At 43.3% G+C, this 15,296-nt stretch carries 13 protein-coding genes; 6 read left to right on the forward strand and 7 right to left on the reverse strand.

Translation table 11 applies throughout. The annotated features are described in order from the left end of the window. Nucleotides 1-47 precede the first annotated feature (47 nt). A complete protein-coding gene (locus tag Q3W13_RS05305; protein ID WP_302861916.1) occupies nucleotides 48-1,391 on the reverse strand; it encodes an APC family permease in 1,344 nt (447 codons plus the stop codon). A gap of 102 nt (nucleotides 1,392-1,493) precedes the next feature. Here Q3W13_RS05305 and Q3W13_RS05310 point away from each other — a divergent pair, with 102 nt between their 5' ends. Further along, the gene (locus Q3W13_RS05310; RefSeq protein ID WP_302861918.1) at nucleotides 1,494-2,171 is read left to right on the forward strand and encodes a hypothetical protein; all 678 of its coding nucleotides are present in this window, start codon (nucleotides 1,494-1,496) and stop codon (nucleotides 2,169-2,171) included. 191 nt (nucleotides 2,172-2,362) lie between these two features. After that, nucleotides 2,363-4,255, forward strand: coding sequence for a DNA topoisomerase IV subunit B (locus tag Q3W13_RS05315; RefSeq protein ID WP_302861920.1), 1,893 nt, complete (start codon nucleotides 2,363-2,365; stop codon nucleotides 4,253-4,255). 51 nt (nucleotides 4,256-4,306) lie between these two features. Here Q3W13_RS05315 and Q3W13_RS05320 read toward each other — a convergent pair whose 3' ends face one another. The 3 genes from Q3W13_RS05320 to Q3W13_RS05330 form a co-directional block, all read right to left on the reverse strand. Then, a complete protein-coding gene (locus Q3W13_RS05320; RefSeq protein ID WP_302861922.1) occupies nucleotides 4,307-4,474 on the reverse strand; it encodes a hypothetical protein in 168 nt (55 codons plus the stop codon). 93 nt (nucleotides 4,475-4,567) lie between these two features. Next, nucleotides 4,568-4,867, reverse strand: coding sequence for a HigA family addiction module antitoxin (locus tag Q3W13_RS05325; protein WP_302861923.1), 300 nt, complete (start codon nucleotides 4,865-4,867; stop codon nucleotides 4,568-4,570). 4 nt (nucleotides 4,868-4,871) lie between these two features. Further along, complete coding sequence (locus Q3W13_RS05330) at nucleotides 4,872-5,156, reverse strand: type II toxin-antitoxin system RelE/ParE family toxin (protein ID WP_302861924.1); 285 nt, start codon at nucleotides 5,154-5,156, stop codon at nucleotides 4,872-4,874. Between the two features lie 124 nt (nucleotides 5,157-5,280). Here Q3W13_RS05330 and Q3W13_RS05335 point away from each other — a divergent pair, with 124 nt between their 5' ends. Then, nucleotides 5,281-5,778 carry a cytidine deaminase gene (locus tag Q3W13_RS05335; RefSeq protein WP_302861926.1) on the forward strand — a complete coding sequence of 166 codons (498 nt, stop codon included), beginning with the start codon at nucleotides 5,281-5,283 and terminating at the stop codon, nucleotides 5,776-5,778. A gap of 64 nt (nucleotides 5,779-5,842) precedes the next feature. Next, nucleotides 5,843-6,502, forward strand: coding sequence for a GDSL-type esterase/lipase family protein (locus Q3W13_RS05340; protein WP_302861928.1), 660 nt, complete (start codon nucleotides 5,843-5,845; stop codon nucleotides 6,500-6,502). Between the two features lie 135 nt (nucleotides 6,503-6,637). Here the strand turns inward: Q3W13_RS05340 and Q3W13_RS05345 are convergent, their stop codons facing one another. From Q3W13_RS05345 to Q3W13_RS05355, 3 genes are all read right to left on the reverse strand, one after another. Continuing rightward, nucleotides 6,638-9,076, reverse strand: a complete 2,439-nt coding sequence (locus tag Q3W13_RS05345; protein ID WP_302861929.1) for a bifunctional YncE family protein/alkaline phosphatase family protein — start codon at nucleotides 9,074-9,076, stop codon at nucleotides 6,638-6,640. A gap of 163 nt (nucleotides 9,077-9,239) precedes the next feature. After that, entirely contained in the window at nucleotides 9,240-10,256 is a 1,017-nt protein-coding gene (locus Q3W13_RS05350) for a YafY family protein (protein WP_302861931.1), read from the reverse strand. Nucleotides 10,257-10,312: 56 nt separating this feature from the next. Continuing rightward, the gene (locus Q3W13_RS05355; protein ID WP_302861933.1) at nucleotides 10,313-10,810 is read right to left on the reverse strand and encodes a hypothetical protein; all 498 of its coding nucleotides are present in this window, start codon (nucleotides 10,808-10,810) and stop codon (nucleotides 10,313-10,315) included. 371 nt (nucleotides 10,811-11,181) lie between these two features. Here Q3W13_RS05355 and Q3W13_RS05360 point away from each other — a divergent pair, with 371 nt between their 5' ends. Together Q3W13_RS05360 and Q3W13_RS05365 are read left to right on the forward strand one after the other, a co-directional pair. Further along, entirely contained in the window at nucleotides 11,182-12,636 is a 1,455-nt protein-coding gene (locus Q3W13_RS05360; protein WP_302861935.1) for an RtcB family protein, read from the forward strand. Nucleotides 12,637-12,741: 105 nt separating this feature from the next. Continuing rightward, nucleotides 12,742-15,204: a hypothetical protein gene (locus Q3W13_RS05365; protein WP_302861936.1), complete on the forward strand. Its 2,463-nt coding sequence runs from the start codon at nucleotides 12,742-12,744 to the stop codon at nucleotides 15,202-15,204. The last annotated feature ends 92 nt before the right edge of the window (nucleotides 15,205-15,296 follow it).

The following is a 15,296-nucleotide window of genomic DNA, read 5'->3' on the forward strand; positions in this document are numbered from 1 at the left end:
ATAATCTTCTATGTAGAGGGCAGGTGAGCTAAGCATGCTGTTGATGGTTAAAATTTATGTTTTGATGTGTTTCCGTCTTTTTTAAAGGTACATGCATAGTAAATTATCAAGCCTAATACGTAGGCTCCCAGACATCGCAATGCTGCATACGGATCTTCTTTAAAGCTGATAAAAATATTAAGTGTCACAAATAAATATGATGCTATAAAAACAATTGGCACCAGTGGGAACCATTTTATGGTATAAATGCCTGTGCTGTCGAGTTCTTTGGTTTTTTTTCGTAATAAAAAGATCGTGAAAGCTGCCAGGGACAGGCCGATGGTATCGAAAAACATTACATACTTAAGCAAATCGCCAAATTTAGCTACAAACAACAATATGGCGATAGCTGCTGCAACAAAGAAACTCATGCCGAACTCCTGCACCTGCGTTTTGGGGTTCACCTTCTTAAATATCGGCGGTAGTATACCATCTTCTGCCATGGCATAATACACCCGGGGATTGCTCATTACATTTACGTTGACGAATGCCAGCACTGATAGGAAAATCATGACCGAGGTTATCTTATAGCCCAGGTCGCCAAATATTTCGCCCACCATTTTGGCAGCCAGGGATGGCGTTTGCTGCAGTCCGCCGAGCCCCAGCACATGATAATATGCGTAATTGATAGTGAGGTACAGGAATAGTATTACGGCTATGCCGGCTGCTATAGCTTTAGGTGTATTGGTTTTGGCGTTGATAACGTCGCCGCCGAAATTTATAGTTTGCTGGTAGCCGCCGAATGTAAAAAAGACTGCCACCAGGCTTAAGCCGAATGCAGATATCACGTTGCCTTTATGGGGTATTATACCGGTGTTGATGGGATGCACATCACTTTTAAATACCGTGGTGCAAACCAATACAATCATCCCGATTTTAAAAAGCATAAGGGCGTTTTGCGTGCGTGCGCTCATTTTAATGCCAAGAAAGTTAATGATATATAATATGAGTACCGAGGTAATAGTGATTATTTTGGTTCCCAAATCATTTTGCAGATCAGCAGGCAGCAGGAATGGCCTGATATAGTCGGCGCCGATTAGCGCCACGGCAGCTACCGAAGCCGCATTGCTGATAACCAGCACCCAGTTGACCATAAAGGCAATGGCGGGGTGGTAGCAGTATGAAAAAACCTTGTAAAAGCCGCCCGTTACCGGGTAGCGTGCACCAATTTCGGCATAGGTAAGCGCGCCGCAAAGACTCACCAGTCCGCCAAATATCCAGGCGCCAAAAAATATCCAGACATTGCCTGCCTTAACGGCTACTTCGCTGGGTGTAGCGAATATCCCCATGCCTATCACCAGGCTGATCACAATCATGGTGAGGTCGAAGCGATTTAGCCTGGGTTTAATCATATATTAATGATACGTTAATTGTTTATTTTATAAATTTATATTTTAATTTTGTTATTGGAGCCTTATTAATTGTCACTAAAAAACTATTGTTAGCCCCGGGTAATGCAAATTGTTTCGAAGCAAATTAAGCAAATTTTTGCTGCCGTTATACTCACGGGCAGTATATCGCCGGTTTTTACACAAGTGAAACCCCCGGTTAAAAACAATAAGGCCCATGTTATACCGGTTAAGCATACACCGGCAACCAGGCAGCTGTCGGCATTTATCCGTCTGGCGGCGCAGGCAAATGTAAGCTTTACCTTTCCTAACGGATTTAAGGAAATACCCGCGCCGGACAATGAGTATTTTTCGTACGATTATGCCATGACTATACCCGGTAAGGATTTTGAGATATGGCTGCAGGTAAAGTCGCAAAAGGAAAATTGGGCCAGCTACGAAAAGGCGCGCAACCTGCCCGATGCGCAGCAGCTTGCGAATCCCGATTCGAGCTACATACCGTTAGCCCGCGCCCAATGTGCTGCTTTTGCAGGCGATAATCCATATTCGGGAAGAGTTATTCCTCCGGATATACTGGCGCGTTATAACGCCGATAACGGGAAGTCGTACCTGCTGACGCTGCGCGATATGCAAACCACCAAGCGCTATAAATATGCCTTGCTGATCACGCTGCAAAAAGACCATACCGGTATTATTATGGCCGTTTGCTTTACCAACGATAAAAGCCCCGAATTTTTTAAGAATATGGATAAAGCAAGTAATTGTTTGAAGTTTAAGCCATAAACCGGAACCGGGTTTAGCTGCTTTTGTTACCCGTGCAAATCATCAATCCTGTAAATCTTAGTCTATTGTGGATAAGTTAAAACATTAGGTTGATTAATTTTTAACGCAAACATTATTTTTGCCACACGGACATATTTTGCCACATAACAAACCTGTCCGTTCCTTTTCCCTTAATTTAACAATAAAATTAAATGGCTGAAGCTGTAAATTATAGTGATGATAGCATCCGTTCGCTGGATTGGAAAGAGCATATACGCTTACGCCCGGGTATGTACATCGGCAAGCTTGGCGATGGCTCGGCTTACGACGACGGCGTATATGTGCTGCTAAAAGAGATCGTGGACAACTCGATCGACGAGTTTGTGATGGGCGCAGGCAGAACCATTGATATTACCATGAGCGATCATAAGGTATCCGTGCGCGATTATGGCCGCGGCATCCCGTTGGGCAAGGTTATCGATTGCGTATCGAAAATCAACACAGGTGGTAAGTACGACAGCAAGGCATTCCAAAAATCAGTAGGTTTGAATGGTGTGGGTACAAAAGCAGTTAACGCACTGTCTAACTCGTTTACCGTACAATCATACCGCGACGGACGCACTAAACTGGCCGAATTTGCCAAAGGAGAACTGATTAGGGACGAACCGGAAAAAGATACTACGCAGCGTAATGGCACGGCCATAAATTTCTGGCCCGATGATACCATTTTCAGACATTACCGCTTTATTCCGGAATTTGTAGAGAGCATGATCTGGAACTATGTGTTTCTGAATTCCGGCTTAACCATAAATTTTAACAACCAGAAATATTTTTCGGAGCGCGGCCTTTATGACCTGCTGACAAAAAACTCCGACGCTGAAAATATTCGCTATCCTATTATTCACTTAAAAGGCGAAGATATCGAGATTGCCATGACCCACGGGCAGCAATATGGCGAGGAATATTACTCGTTTGTTAATGGTCAGAATACCACTCAGGGCGGCACGCACCAGGCCGCTTTCCGTGAAGCGGTTGTGAGTACTATCCGTGATTTTTATAAAAAGCCGTTTGAAGCTTCGGATGTGCGGGCATCCATTATAGCTGCCATAGCCATAAAGGTGCAGGAGCCTGTATTTGAATCGCAGACTAAAACCAAGCTCGGATCGCAAAACGTTGGACCGGAAGGGCCGACCGTACGCACATTTATCAATGATTTCGTAAAGCGGGAGTTGGATAACTATCTCCACAAAAACCCTGCTACCGCCGATGCGCTGCTGAAGCGTATTTTACAGTCGGAACGTGAACGCAAGGACATAGCTGGTATCAAGAAGCTCGCCAATGAACGTGCCAAAAAAGCTTCGCTGCATAACCGCAAGCTGCGCGATTGTAAAGTTCACTTTGACGAAAATCACGAGCGGAAGCAGGAAACCACCTTATTTATCACCGAGGGTGACTCGGCCAGCGGTTCAATAACCAAATCGCGGGACGTGATGACACAGGCGGTATTCAGCCTGAAAGGTAAGCCGCTGAACTGTTTCGGCCTGACAAAAAAAGTAGTGTACGAAAATGAGGAATTTAACCTGCTTCAGCATGCGCTGAATATTGAGGATGGGTTGGACGATTTGCGTTACAACAATATCGTTATCGCTACCGACGCCGATGTAGACGGGATGCACATCCGCTTACTGCTCATGACCTTCTTCCTGCAGTTCTTCCCGGACCTGGTGAAAGCCGGTCACGTGTCGATATTGCAGACGCCGCTTTTCCGCGTGCGTAATAAAAAGGAAACAATTTACTGTTATAGCGACGAAGAACGCCGCAATGCCATAGCCAAATTGGGCAATAAGCCGGAAATAACACGATTTAAAGGATTAGGTGAAATATCGCCTGATGAATTTGGTTTATTCATCGGTAAAGACATTCGCCTGGACCCTGTGATATTGAAGGACGCTAACGTAAAAACCCTGCTGGAATATTTTATGGGTAAAAATACGCCCGCACGTCAGCAGCATATCGTGAATAACTTAAGGGTTGAAAAAGATGATGAAAAGGTAAACCCTTTGGTTGCCGGGGATTCGGAAAGCGTGGAGCTGGCGGTTGCCTGACAGAATTTAGGATAGAAGCTTCGACAACTTACTGAGGGTTGCCGAAGTTTTTTATTCAAACAACCCTTTTGAATCGACTTTTGGGCGATGTTCGGTGTATTGCATGATATAATCGGAAGAAGAGTTAGTGCTTTCAACTATTCTTGTTTGACATTCGCCCAGGCTGTCACTTTTTAAGTCGCCAAGCTTAGTCTGGATAGCCGTAAGTACCTCGGTCATTTTGGCCTTTGGCGTAACCGCAAAGAATCGTTTGCTGAAGTATACTCAGAATCATAGTTTTTTGCGCTTAAATGAGCTCGTGGAATTTATCGGTTAAGCTGAATGCTTATAGTCGTAGGGCTTTAAATCAAGCTCCTTAGTTTTCTCCGCTGCCAAATGCAGGTTGTACTTAGTTTGCATATTTGCCCATATATCTGCAGTACCCCCAAATACCCTTGCAATCCGGAACGACATTTCCGGCGTTATATCCGATTTTTCATGAATTATTTTGTTAAGGGTTTGACGTGATACCCCCAGCATTTTAGCGGTTTCTGTTACAGTAAGTTCATTGACGGTAATTATATCTTCCCGCAAAATTTCTCCGGGATGGATGTTTCTCATTTGTCTTTTCATAGCGTTAATGATAATCAGTATAATCAACATCAAAGGCGTTCTGCCCATCAAATTTAAATATGATTCTGTAATTCTTATTTACTTTAACACTCCAATAGTTGTTTAAATCACCGGAAAGCTTATGCAGATTCCAGCTTTGGAAAGCGGCAAAATCATCGGGTACTTTTTGTATGGAATCAATCACTTCCAACATCCTTTCTATTTTTTCGATTTGGTCAGTTGGTAATTTATTGCTTTTCCCTTCTTCCCATAACAATCGTAAACCTTTGTGCTTAAAGTTTAGAATCATGTTGAGTTGTAAACTGTAAAGTTACAGTTGTCTACCGATAGAAGCAAATAATTCCCATAAGATCCTCCAAATCCCAAAATCGTGTGTATATTGTATCCCCCCTGTTTTTCCCGGGGACAGATCGATGACAGAACACGAAATAAAAATAAACTTTAAGTCCTGCAACACCATTAGTGATTTAAGTATCGCAGGCCAGCAACTGTGCGCTGAAGCGGTGAAAGCGCAGGAAGGCTCGCATTCGCCCTATTCAAAATTCAGAGTAGGCGCAGCGCTGCGGCTGCAAAGCGGCAAGATAATTTGCGGCAGTAACCAGGAGAACGTGGCTTATCCTTCCGGCCTGTGTGCTGAACGTGTTGCTTTTTTTAACTGGGGCGCCAACCACAGCGACGACCCGATAGAAGCTATGGCCGTAACTGCCAGCACTGACGAGTTTGAACTTACCCACCCGGTAGCCAGCTGCGGCGCCTGCTTGCAGGTGATGGCCGAATACGAGAAAAAACAAAATAAGCCCATTGAAATTATATTATTTTGCAACAATGGCCCTGTATGGGTAATGAAGGGCGTAGAGAGCTTTTTGCCGTTTTTGTTTTTTGAGAAGGGACTGGTAAAAGCGGAAAGCTAATGGTAAAAGGCATGTGACAAAGCTTATGAAGTTTATCAAACTTTGTAAGTTTGAAATAACCAATATGAGAGCAAAATTAATTTTACTATTCCTGGCATTTTCTATCAGCACAGGCTTGCATGCGCAAACAGGCTTTCCGTTTGATAACGAGATACGCGCCTTTAAACACCAGGACAGCCTGCAATTCCCGCCAAAAGATGGCATTCTTTTCATCGGCAGTTCATCCATCCGGAAATGGGCTGATCTGGAAAGCCGGTTCCCGAATGAGCCTATTATCCGCCGCGGTGTGGGTGGCTGTGAACTTTGGCAGGTGGTTGATTATTATACACCATACATCCTGTTCCCCTATAAGCCGCGCAAGATTTTTATTTACGCCGGCGAGAACGACATCGCCGGAGGTAAAACGGGAAGGTTTGTCTTTGAAGAATTTCGAAAACTATGGAAAATGATTCATCAGAAATTACCCAAAACTACCATCTATTTTATGTCGGTAAAGCCCAGCCCAAGCCGGGCCAAATTCATCGGCGAAGTAAACATTGCCAACAGTCTTATTCGCAAATACCTTAAAAATAAAAAGAACAGCATTTTTGTTGATGTAAGCACTGTTTTGTTTAAGCCGGGCACCACTACGCCTGATAACTCGCTTTTTGAGGCTGATCTGTTGCACCTGAATAAAACCGGTTACGACAGATGGCAGAAGGTACTGGAACCGTTTGTGCAATAACAAGACTTAATCAGAGGGTAGATCCGGGGCATTGTTACCTCCAATTTGAACTCTATTTTTTAGCGAAAGTATTATCACGACAAAAACTGCCAGTGCAGGGCAATATGCTGTACTGACAGTTTGATAAACGCGCTATTAATCGTCATCGTCTTTTTTCTTTTTCTCCAAAATCACAAATGCACTGCGTTTTGGGGCAGGCAGCACGGCATCCTCACCCTTCACGTATTTCCAGATCACTTCATTTAAATCAAGGTCAGGGACGGCGTCCTCTTTGGCGAAATTGAATTTTTCTGACCGGAGGCTGCTTTTATTGTCCGCCACGTTACGCTGTTCCATGTTCACCTGTGCGGGTTTGGCAGCATAAGGGGTAACATCGGGTTTTGCGGTAAAGCATTCGTACAGGGGCAATGCAGCGGCATCGTACTGGCTCATCGGCGGCAGACCGAGGATGAGTTCGATGGTTCGTAAAACCCCGGAGGTGGAGTACATACTGTGCATTACTGCATTGCGCTTTACATAAGGCCCGGCTACATAAACAGGCGAGCGGTGCGCATCGATGTGGTCGGGGCCATTCTGGGCATCGTCTTCCAAAACAAACACCACCGACTCTTTCCAGATCGGGCTTTTTGATAAGTGCTCTATCAGCAAACCAACGCCCTGGTCGTTATCAGCCACAGCTGCGATTGGTGATATGGCCCCTTTTCGTTGTCCGCTGGTATGGTCGTTACTGAGGCGGATAGAATTGAACCGCGGCACCTGGTTAACAGCGAGCAGCGAATCAAAATCATGTTCCCAAACTTTTTCGCGGAAGCGGTCGGTAATATCCAGGTCGAAGCTGGGTGAATGTATGCACGAATGGCCTTTCAGCGATTTAATGTTCACCTTATTGTATTCGGCAAACTCACCGTAGGTGCGGTAGCTTACACCCGCACGTTTGCAATAGTCCCATATAAACCCGTCGCGCGGGTCGCCTATCTCGCGTTCGCCTTCACTGTCATAGTTGCCGCCGCGGCCGCCGTAGCTGGTGGGCCATGTTTTCTCAATAAAATCGGTAGCGTAAGCAGCCGTGCTCCAGTTATGACCATCGGCGCTCACTTCGGCGTCTACATAAAAATTGTCCAGTAACACAAATTCATTGGCTATGCTATGCAGGTTTGGTGTAACCTTATTGCCAAAAATACAAAGCGATGTATCGCCGTTACCTTTCGGCATATCGCCCAGCACCTGGTCATACGTGCGGTTTTCTTTTATAATATAGAAAACATATTTAATTGGCGATTTCTCGCCGCGCTTACGGGGGATGGGGTTTCCTGCTACGCCGGGTGCGGTCTCTGCCAGTTTGTTACTAAAACGTGCATTGGCATATACCTGTTTGGTGTAGCTTTTCAGCTTAACCTCGTCAGGCGCGTCAATAATGGACAGGGTGCCTTTAAATAACCCGCCGATGTATTGTTCTTTACTGTTGGTCGCTCCTTTTTGATATCCGCTGTTGTCGGCCTTTTTAACCGGCTGCGGACCTTCGGGATTAGCCATTGACGTAAAGCCTTTGCCGTTGGATACATATATTTTATGGCCCAGGGTTTTTACGTTGGTTGGGTACCATCCCACCGGAATAAAGCCCAGACTTTTGCTGCTGCCCGGTTTGCTTACATCAAAAACGGCCAGGCAATTGTTATCGGCATTGGCAATATACAGCGTTTTTTCGTTGGGCGATAATGCTAATCCGTTTGTGGTTGAACCGGTAAGCCGGGTTGGATAAAGAGACGTAGACACCACCTCTGCCGTTTTGCGGGTCGCGGTATTGATCACCGAAACTGAATTATCATTGGCGTTCGCTACAAAAAGCCAGGTTCCCTTTTTGTTCAATAAAAGCTCATTGGGATGGCTGCCTGTTTTTATGCTGCCATTCAGCTTTCCGGTATGGGTATCATAACAGCTAACTTCTTCGCCGCCCCAAATGGAAATATACAATGTTTTTTCATCGGGCGAAAGTATGCAGCTGTAAGCTTCGGCAGCAAGCTTTAATTTATTTACTACTTTTTTGCTTGCCGGGTCAATTACATACAGCGAGCTATCCTCTTTGGTTACGGTGTACAGCCGCGTATTGCTCTTGTTAACGGCTATGCCGGTGGTACATATTTTATTTTTTGGCCACGGCGAACCAAGCTTAATGGTATCTGCGGGGCCAATTTTCTTATCCTGTATGGCGTAGGCCAGAATGATATTGTCATTTCCGCCGGATGCATACAGGATTTTTCCATCGTGGCTGAAGGCTAAACCATACCATGATTTTTTTATGATCTTATCATCCAGCAAAGTTTCATTTTTAGGATCTATTAACTGGATGGATTGGGTGCTCTGCCCGTTGTTGGTTACGGCCATCAGGTTACCCGATGCAGATACGGCAATATTCAGCGGTAAATCGCCGAGTTTAAGCGAGCGGCCTGCGGGGCTTAACTTCCAGCCGTTTGGCAATAAAACCTGTCCGGTTTTTTCGATTTTACCCGGTGTTTGGGCCATGCATTGTGCAGCAATAGCCAGGGCGGCTGCGCAGATAGTAAACTTTGTTTTCATATCAACCACAAAAAGATGTTTCCAAAAATAGCGAATGGTTTTGATGGATAGTTGCGATTAACATAAAGATAATGTAACGAAAGCATAGCACAAGCGCCAGAAAATTAACAACCTGGCATAGCCTGCATGAGTTAAGCGTGGCCATTTACGGCGGCCCGCAGGGTTATACGCTTTTATACCTCTCCAGGGATGCTTCCAGCTGCTCCCTTATCCGTTTCACTAAATTTCGTGGCGCCAATACCTTTAATTTTGCGCCAAAGCCCAGCAGTTCCCGTTCCAGTTCGAAATTGAGAATGACCTGTATGCTGAATGTTTTTCCTTCGGAATCTTCGCTCAATAACTTTTGGGTATGGTGAAGCGGTTTGGTAATTACATAGGGTGCGTTTTCTGCATCAATCCAGAAAACCACCTGGCAGTCGCGCTGGTTAGAGGTTTTGGTTACGCCAATTACATCGCTGTAGTAAGTAGCCAAATTGATGCGATCATTCCCGCGGTAATCGTCCTGATGCTCTTCGATGTTTTGTATCCTGTCTAAAGCCAGTGTGAGCAGCGGTGCATTTCGGGCATGCGACCGCCCCAGCACAAACCAGCGGTTGCGGTATTCTTTCAGCAAATAGCCGCTAAAGCAAAACGTGCTGGCCTGGAGCGCTTTAAAACTCTGGTAAGTAACGCAGAGCGAATTTTTAGCGACGATAGCTTTACGGATCATCTCGATCCATTCCAGGCCTTTCAGGTTTTCGTTCTTTTCAAAATCAATAACCGGCGTACTGTGGGTTTTTTGGGTATAGATTTTATCCTCCAGCTTGCTCACCATTTCGTTCAGGTCGCTGAAATGGTTGAAACCTTTAAACTGCTGCAGCAGCCCGGCCACCTCGCCCAGCAGCTGCATGTCGTGGTTGTTGAGGGGGATGTTGTTGATGCTGTAGTTTTTATCGGCGTAAGTATAATATTTTCGGTCAACCACCACAATCGGCGCTTCGTAGCCCAATTTGTTGCTGCGCATCATTTCTATATCGGCCTGAACCGAGCGACGGCTTACCCCGGTCTCTATGCCCTGGTATTCATACAGTGCGTCAGAGCAAGCTTCGATAAGGTCGTCCAGCGTCCATTTACGACGGCGGTTTTGCAGGCAGCTATCGATGGTGCGGTATCGGATCAGGGCATTACGGTTAACAGGCATGGGTTGATTTGAAATTGCGAATTACAATTTTAGATTGATGTTGATGTACTGATAGTTTAAAAGAGTTTAATTACGCCGGATTCAAACAGTAGCCAAACAACAATAAGTATCAGAATTAAAAATACTAAGCCTACTCCGCCCTGCTTCTTTTTGGTATCAATCGACAGCTTGTAAAAATTAGCAATATTATATTTTTTACTGATCTGGTTTAAAATAATAGTGCCGTAATCATACGCTTTGGTTTCATTCATCAAGGTATATTCTTCACTCACCATAAAATAAAAAAACTCCTGTGGCTCAGGATCATTCTTTAAAATTACGTAGGCGTTGCAAGCCGGAATATCGCCATAACGACTGCCGCCGTTAAGCATTTCGAACTGAAATTCGTTGATCTCGTCTACGTGAAAACTCCTTCTTTTCTTTCCTTCGGTATAGCAAATTTCATTTTCATCTAAATCTATCCGCCATTTGATTACACCGTAAGGACGCTCATAAACACATGATATAAATGTTTCTTCAATATTTATTCTGCAGTTGCGGTAACCTAATTCCATGTGTTAATATTATACCTTTCTGCTATAATTATTCTGATCATTCTAAAATTCAACCAATTCAAGTTCAGACTAACTTATTAAATTATTTTAAACTGCGCAAATAGATTGCGCAGTGGGGTTATTACTTTGTATCAATAAATTAAAAGCACACGATTTTCTTCCCTCTTTACGCGCAGCGAAGAGAGGGTCGGCGGGCGAAGCAATGCCGGGGTGAGTCCGGCGGTTGCAGGAGGTGGACTGCAAATCGACGCCAGCCTGCTGTAAAGCATGACGGCGCGGACTCACCCGGTCGACGCTTCGCTGGACCACCCTCTCTTTTGCAGGCAAAAAAGAGGGAAGAAAAATTTAGAATTGAACTTATTAAGACAACTATGGAAAAAGAGAAAATCTCCAACACCGAGCTTAAAACCCTTGGTATTAACGATAACAAAATACTCGAGAACTTTAGCCGCGTAGCTAATGGTTTGCTGAAACACGGCGTGATGGACAAAGCCAATATCCTTGCAAATCTTGAAGCCCTGATTGACGACCCGATGCCCTACGCCTTAAAGAAAGGCGGCAAGTTTAAAAATCTGGCCGAGGATGTAATTGCCATGCGAAAAGAGGGCAAGTTTGTAAAGCAGGAACGAAGCAACTTTAAGCTGAAAGAAGAGATTGCCGACTTCCCGGTATGGGGTTTGGAAAACATTGAGGTTGGGGCGCTTACACAGATGCGTACCGCCGTACAATTACCCATTGCGCTTGCCGGGGCTTTAATGCCCGATGCGCACCAGGGCTACGGCCTGCCTATTGGCGGTGTATTGGCTACCACAGCCAATACCATTATCCCCTTTGCGGTGGGTGTAGATATTGCCTGCCGTATGTGTTTAAGCATTTTTGATTTGCCTGCCGAGGCTATTGATACCGAAACCGATAAGCTGAAAAATATATTGGTGGATAACACCCACTTTGGAATGGGCTGCACGTCCAAATCATACTTTGACAGCTCGTTGTTTGACAGTGAAACCTGGGGCGAAACAAAGCTGATCCGCTCCTTAAAAGATAAGGCTTATGCACAGTTGGGTACCAGCGGTACCGGCAACCACTTCGTGGAATGGGGCGAACTGGAACTTGCCGCAGGTGCTTTGGCCAATATCCCGGCGGGTAAATACCTGGCATTGCTTTCGCACTCCGGTTCACGTGGGTTTGGGGGTAGCGTGGCCGACTATTACAGCCGCATTGCCATGACCAAAACCAAATTGCCTGCTGAAGCCAAACATCTGGCGTGGCTTGATCTGGATAAGGACGAGGGACAGGAATACTGGATTGCCATGAACCTGGCCGGCGAATACGCCAGCGCCAACCACCACGAGATCCATAACAAAATTGCCCGCGCCTTGGGTGTTAAGCCGGTAAGCATGATAGAGAACCACCACAACTTTGCCTGGAAAGAGCAACTGGCCGACGGTACCGAAGTAATGGTGCACCGTAAAGGCGCCACCCCTGCCGGCGAAGGTGTGTTAGGTATTATCCCCGGCAGCATGAGCACACCCGGGTTTTTGGTACGCGGCAAAGGTGATGCGGCGAGTATTAACAGTGCCAGTCACGGTGCGGGCAGGGCCATGAGCCGTAGCGCAGCCTTTAAAACGCTGGACAAAGCCGCCATTGCCGACAACCTGGTTGAAAAGCGCATCACCCTGATGGGCAGCGATGTGGACGAAGCGCCAATGGCTTATAAAGACATCCATACGGTGATGGCTGCACAAGACGACCTGGTAGAAGTACTAGCGAAGTTTGAACCGAGGATTGTAAGGATGGCGGATGCGAGGGAGAAACCGGAGGATTGAAGGAGGCCAAATATTGTTAATCATCATTTAATTAGCTATAGGAAGCTTAAAAATTGCTTTGTAATCTTTTTAATGATATATTGCAAGATATACCTTATTGCCACCATGTCCGAAATTGAATTAATAGAGAACCTTAAAAAAACATATAATGGCTTCGATTTAAACGAGGCAGAAGTGCGCTTTAAAATCATTGATGAGATATTGGAGAAATATCTGAAATGGCCGAAATCTAAAAGTTTCGTTGAAGTTATCACGGATGGAAATAGAGCAGATTATGTATTGTATGGAAACGGCGGTAAGCCTGTTCTTATTATTGAAAGTAAACGAAAGGGAGTTTACTTTCAATTACCTAATCAAGTCAACTTAAAAAACACGTTCCAAAAAGTCACAGTTGAAAAACTACTTACTTCTAAGAGTGTCAAAGATGCAATGTTACAGGTAAAAGAATACTGCGAAGATTTACTTTGTAGTCACGCAGCAATATGTAATGGAAAAACTTGGATAATTTTTAAAGTAATCAGCACAAATCAAAAGCCTTGGAAAAAGCTTTCAGCATATGTTATAAGGGATTTTGACTTTTTCAGTAAAAATTATACCGAAGCAATTAACTTATTAGGCTATACCAGCGTTGTTAAGTTACATTCTTTACAGAAAACCATTGGAATTAATAGTAAAGCACATTTGGAAATTTATTTTCCAAAAGATAATATTACTGCTTACGATACACCTGTAAATAGCAATAAATATGCTGGCTCTTTTTCAATTTTATCTCGAAGGTATCTCGGTGCAATACCAGAATCGGATTCTGATTTTATGACTCACTGCTATGTCGTAAATAAGGGGCATTACGATACTTTGCAAAAAAATGTACAAGGTTTTTTATTCGATTCATTAACACCATATTTTAAAAATCAAGGGTTTAGAGATTTTTCTGATGATAAAAATGGTGGAGCATTTGGATTAAAAATTGCACAGATGGTGCGGCAGCAAAATCTAGACAATGTAATGATTTTATTTGGAGGTAGAGGATCAGGAAAATCAACTTTTTTAAAAAGGTTTTTGTTTCATATCCGACCAAAGGAGCTACAGCAATATTCCATTATCGCATTAGTTGACCTTTTAAATTCATCTCAAACCGAATCAAATCTTACAAACGAAATCTGGGACGACGTTCTAAAGCAGATTGATAAGAACAAAATTTACGAAGGTGAAAGAAGCGATGTATTAAGTCTTTTTTCAAAAGAATTTGATGTTTATTCTAAACAAATACTTTTTGGCTTGCCACAGGATAGCGAAAAGTACCATGAACTAACAAGGGCATTCTTTTTAGAAAAGCTTAATGATAGGAAGTCATTTGCCGAAAAAATAAGCCTTTATTGGAAACAGCAAAACAAAGGATTGATTATATTTTTGGACAACATGGATCAATTAAGCCCTGAGCTTCAAGACGTTTGCTACCTAACAGCTGTCGAGATTGCAAAAAAACTTGGATGCCTTGTAATTATTTCGATGCGAGAAGAACGGTTTTACAATGCAAAATCTAAAGGGGTCTTAGATGCATATCATACACCTGGGTTTCATTTAAGTGCTCCGGTAATACCAGAGGTTATAGTTAAACGAATTGATTACATATTAGAACAGCTAAGATATACTGCAGATGTCGAGCATGAATATGGAATATCATCTGATGCAGCACTGGTGACTTTACAGAATTTTTTCCGAATCTGTTTATATCAGATAAAAAATAAAGAATCTCATTTAAGTTATTTTTTAAGATATGCAACTCATGGAGATGTTCGTCAAGCCCTAGAATTCTTTAAGGGTTTTTTGACATCCGGATATACAAATGTTGATGAGGTTGCCGAAAATACGTGGTGGAGTTTTCAGATACATCAAGTTATTAAACCTATGATGATACCTGATCGGGTATTTTATGATGAAAAATTAAGTCGTATACCTAATATAATGCAATTAAGATCCGATGTGAATAGCTCTCATTTTACCGGATTAAGAATATTAAACCTTTTGCATAACAAATCTACAGCTGAAACAACAAGCGGATTTATTGATGCGAAATATTTTGTTCAAGAATTTGAAGAAAAGTATTCACTTAAAGAAGATTGTGAACATCATCTTAATGTTTTTTTAAATAAAGGATTAATTGAATCAAGTAACAGGTTAGAAGATTACAATGATAAAGTTGATCAAATTAAGATCACGGCGTTTGGGAAATATATCTATGAGTTTTTAGCTTTCGACTTTTCATACATTGATTTAATAAGTATGGACTGTGGTGTGTTTAGCGAAGATCTATTTGCTTATCTAAGTAAGTCTGCAAACGAAGAGTTAAAATTGAGAAATACGCAAAGAATATTCGATCGCATGAAACTCAGAATAGAACGCGCTGAAAAATTCATTTCTTACCTAGAGATTCAAGAATATGAAGAATTGACAGCCCTAGGAATCGGCATACAGGACTTTAGCTTTTCGGCTAAGATTAAATTAGCATTTAATGAAAACAAAGATAGAATTTTAAATGGTGCTAAACGGAACGATAGGACTTCCTAATTGACTATTTAACTTTTATTTCTTTATTAGCACAAGCTGCACCTATATGTTTATTTTTAGAATTCGAAACTCCCTCTCGCTGGCGCACGCGT

This window comes from Mucilaginibacter sp. L3T2-6 (assembly GCF_030519355.1).
GTDB lineage: Bacteria > Bacteroidota > Bacteroidia > Sphingobacteriales > Sphingobacteriaceae > Mucilaginibacter.

Bases quoted from the DNA above. Each gene is read 5' to 3' on its own strand.
- Q3W13_RS05355 (WP_302861933.1), bottom strand. From the start codon at position 10,810: ATGGAATTAGGTTACCGCAACTGCAGAATAAATATTGAAGAAACATTT.
- Q3W13_RS05315 (WP_302861920.1), top strand. From the start codon at position 2,363: ATGGCTGAAGCTGTAAATTATAGTGATGATAGCATCCGTTCGCTGGAT.
- Q3W13_RS05330 (WP_302861924.1), bottom strand. From the start codon at position 5,156: ATGATTCTAAACTTTAAGCACAAAGGTTTACGATTGTTATGGGAAGAA.
- Q3W13_RS05335 (WP_302861926.1), top strand. From the start codon at position 5,281: ATGACAGAACACGAAATAAAAATAAACTTTAAGTCCTGCAACACCATT.
- Q3W13_RS05305 (WP_302861916.1), bottom strand. From the start codon at position 1,391: ATGATTAAACCCAGGCTAAATCGCTTCGACCTCACCATGATTGTGATC.
- Q3W13_RS05320 (WP_302861922.1), bottom strand. From the start codon at position 4,474: ATGACCGAGGTACTTACGGCTATCCAGACTAAGCTTGGCGACTTAAAA.
- Q3W13_RS05345 (WP_302861929.1), bottom strand. From the start codon at position 9,076: ATGAAAACAAAGTTTACTATCTGCGCAGCCGCCCTGGCTATTGCTGCA.
- Q3W13_RS05365 (WP_302861936.1), top strand. From the start codon at position 12,742: ATGTCCGAAATTGAATTAATAGAGAACCTTAAAAAAACATATAATGGC.
- Q3W13_RS05310 (WP_302861918.1), top strand. From the start codon at position 1,494: ATGCAAATTGTTTCGAAGCAAATTAAGCAAATTTTTGCTGCCGTTATA.
- Q3W13_RS05350 (WP_302861931.1), bottom strand. From the start codon at position 10,256: ATGCCTGTTAACCGTAATGCCCTGATCCGATACCGCACCATCGATAGC.
- Q3W13_RS05325 (WP_302861923.1), bottom strand. From the start codon at position 4,867: ATGAAAAGACAAATGAGAAACATCCATCCCGGAGAAATTTTGCGGGAA.
- Q3W13_RS05360 (WP_302861935.1), top strand. From the start codon at position 11,182: ATGGAAAAAGAGAAAATCTCCAACACCGAGCTTAAAACCCTTGGTATT.
- Q3W13_RS05340 (WP_302861928.1), top strand. From the start codon at position 5,843: ATGAGAGCAAAATTAATTTTACTATTCCTGGCATTTTCTATCAGCACA.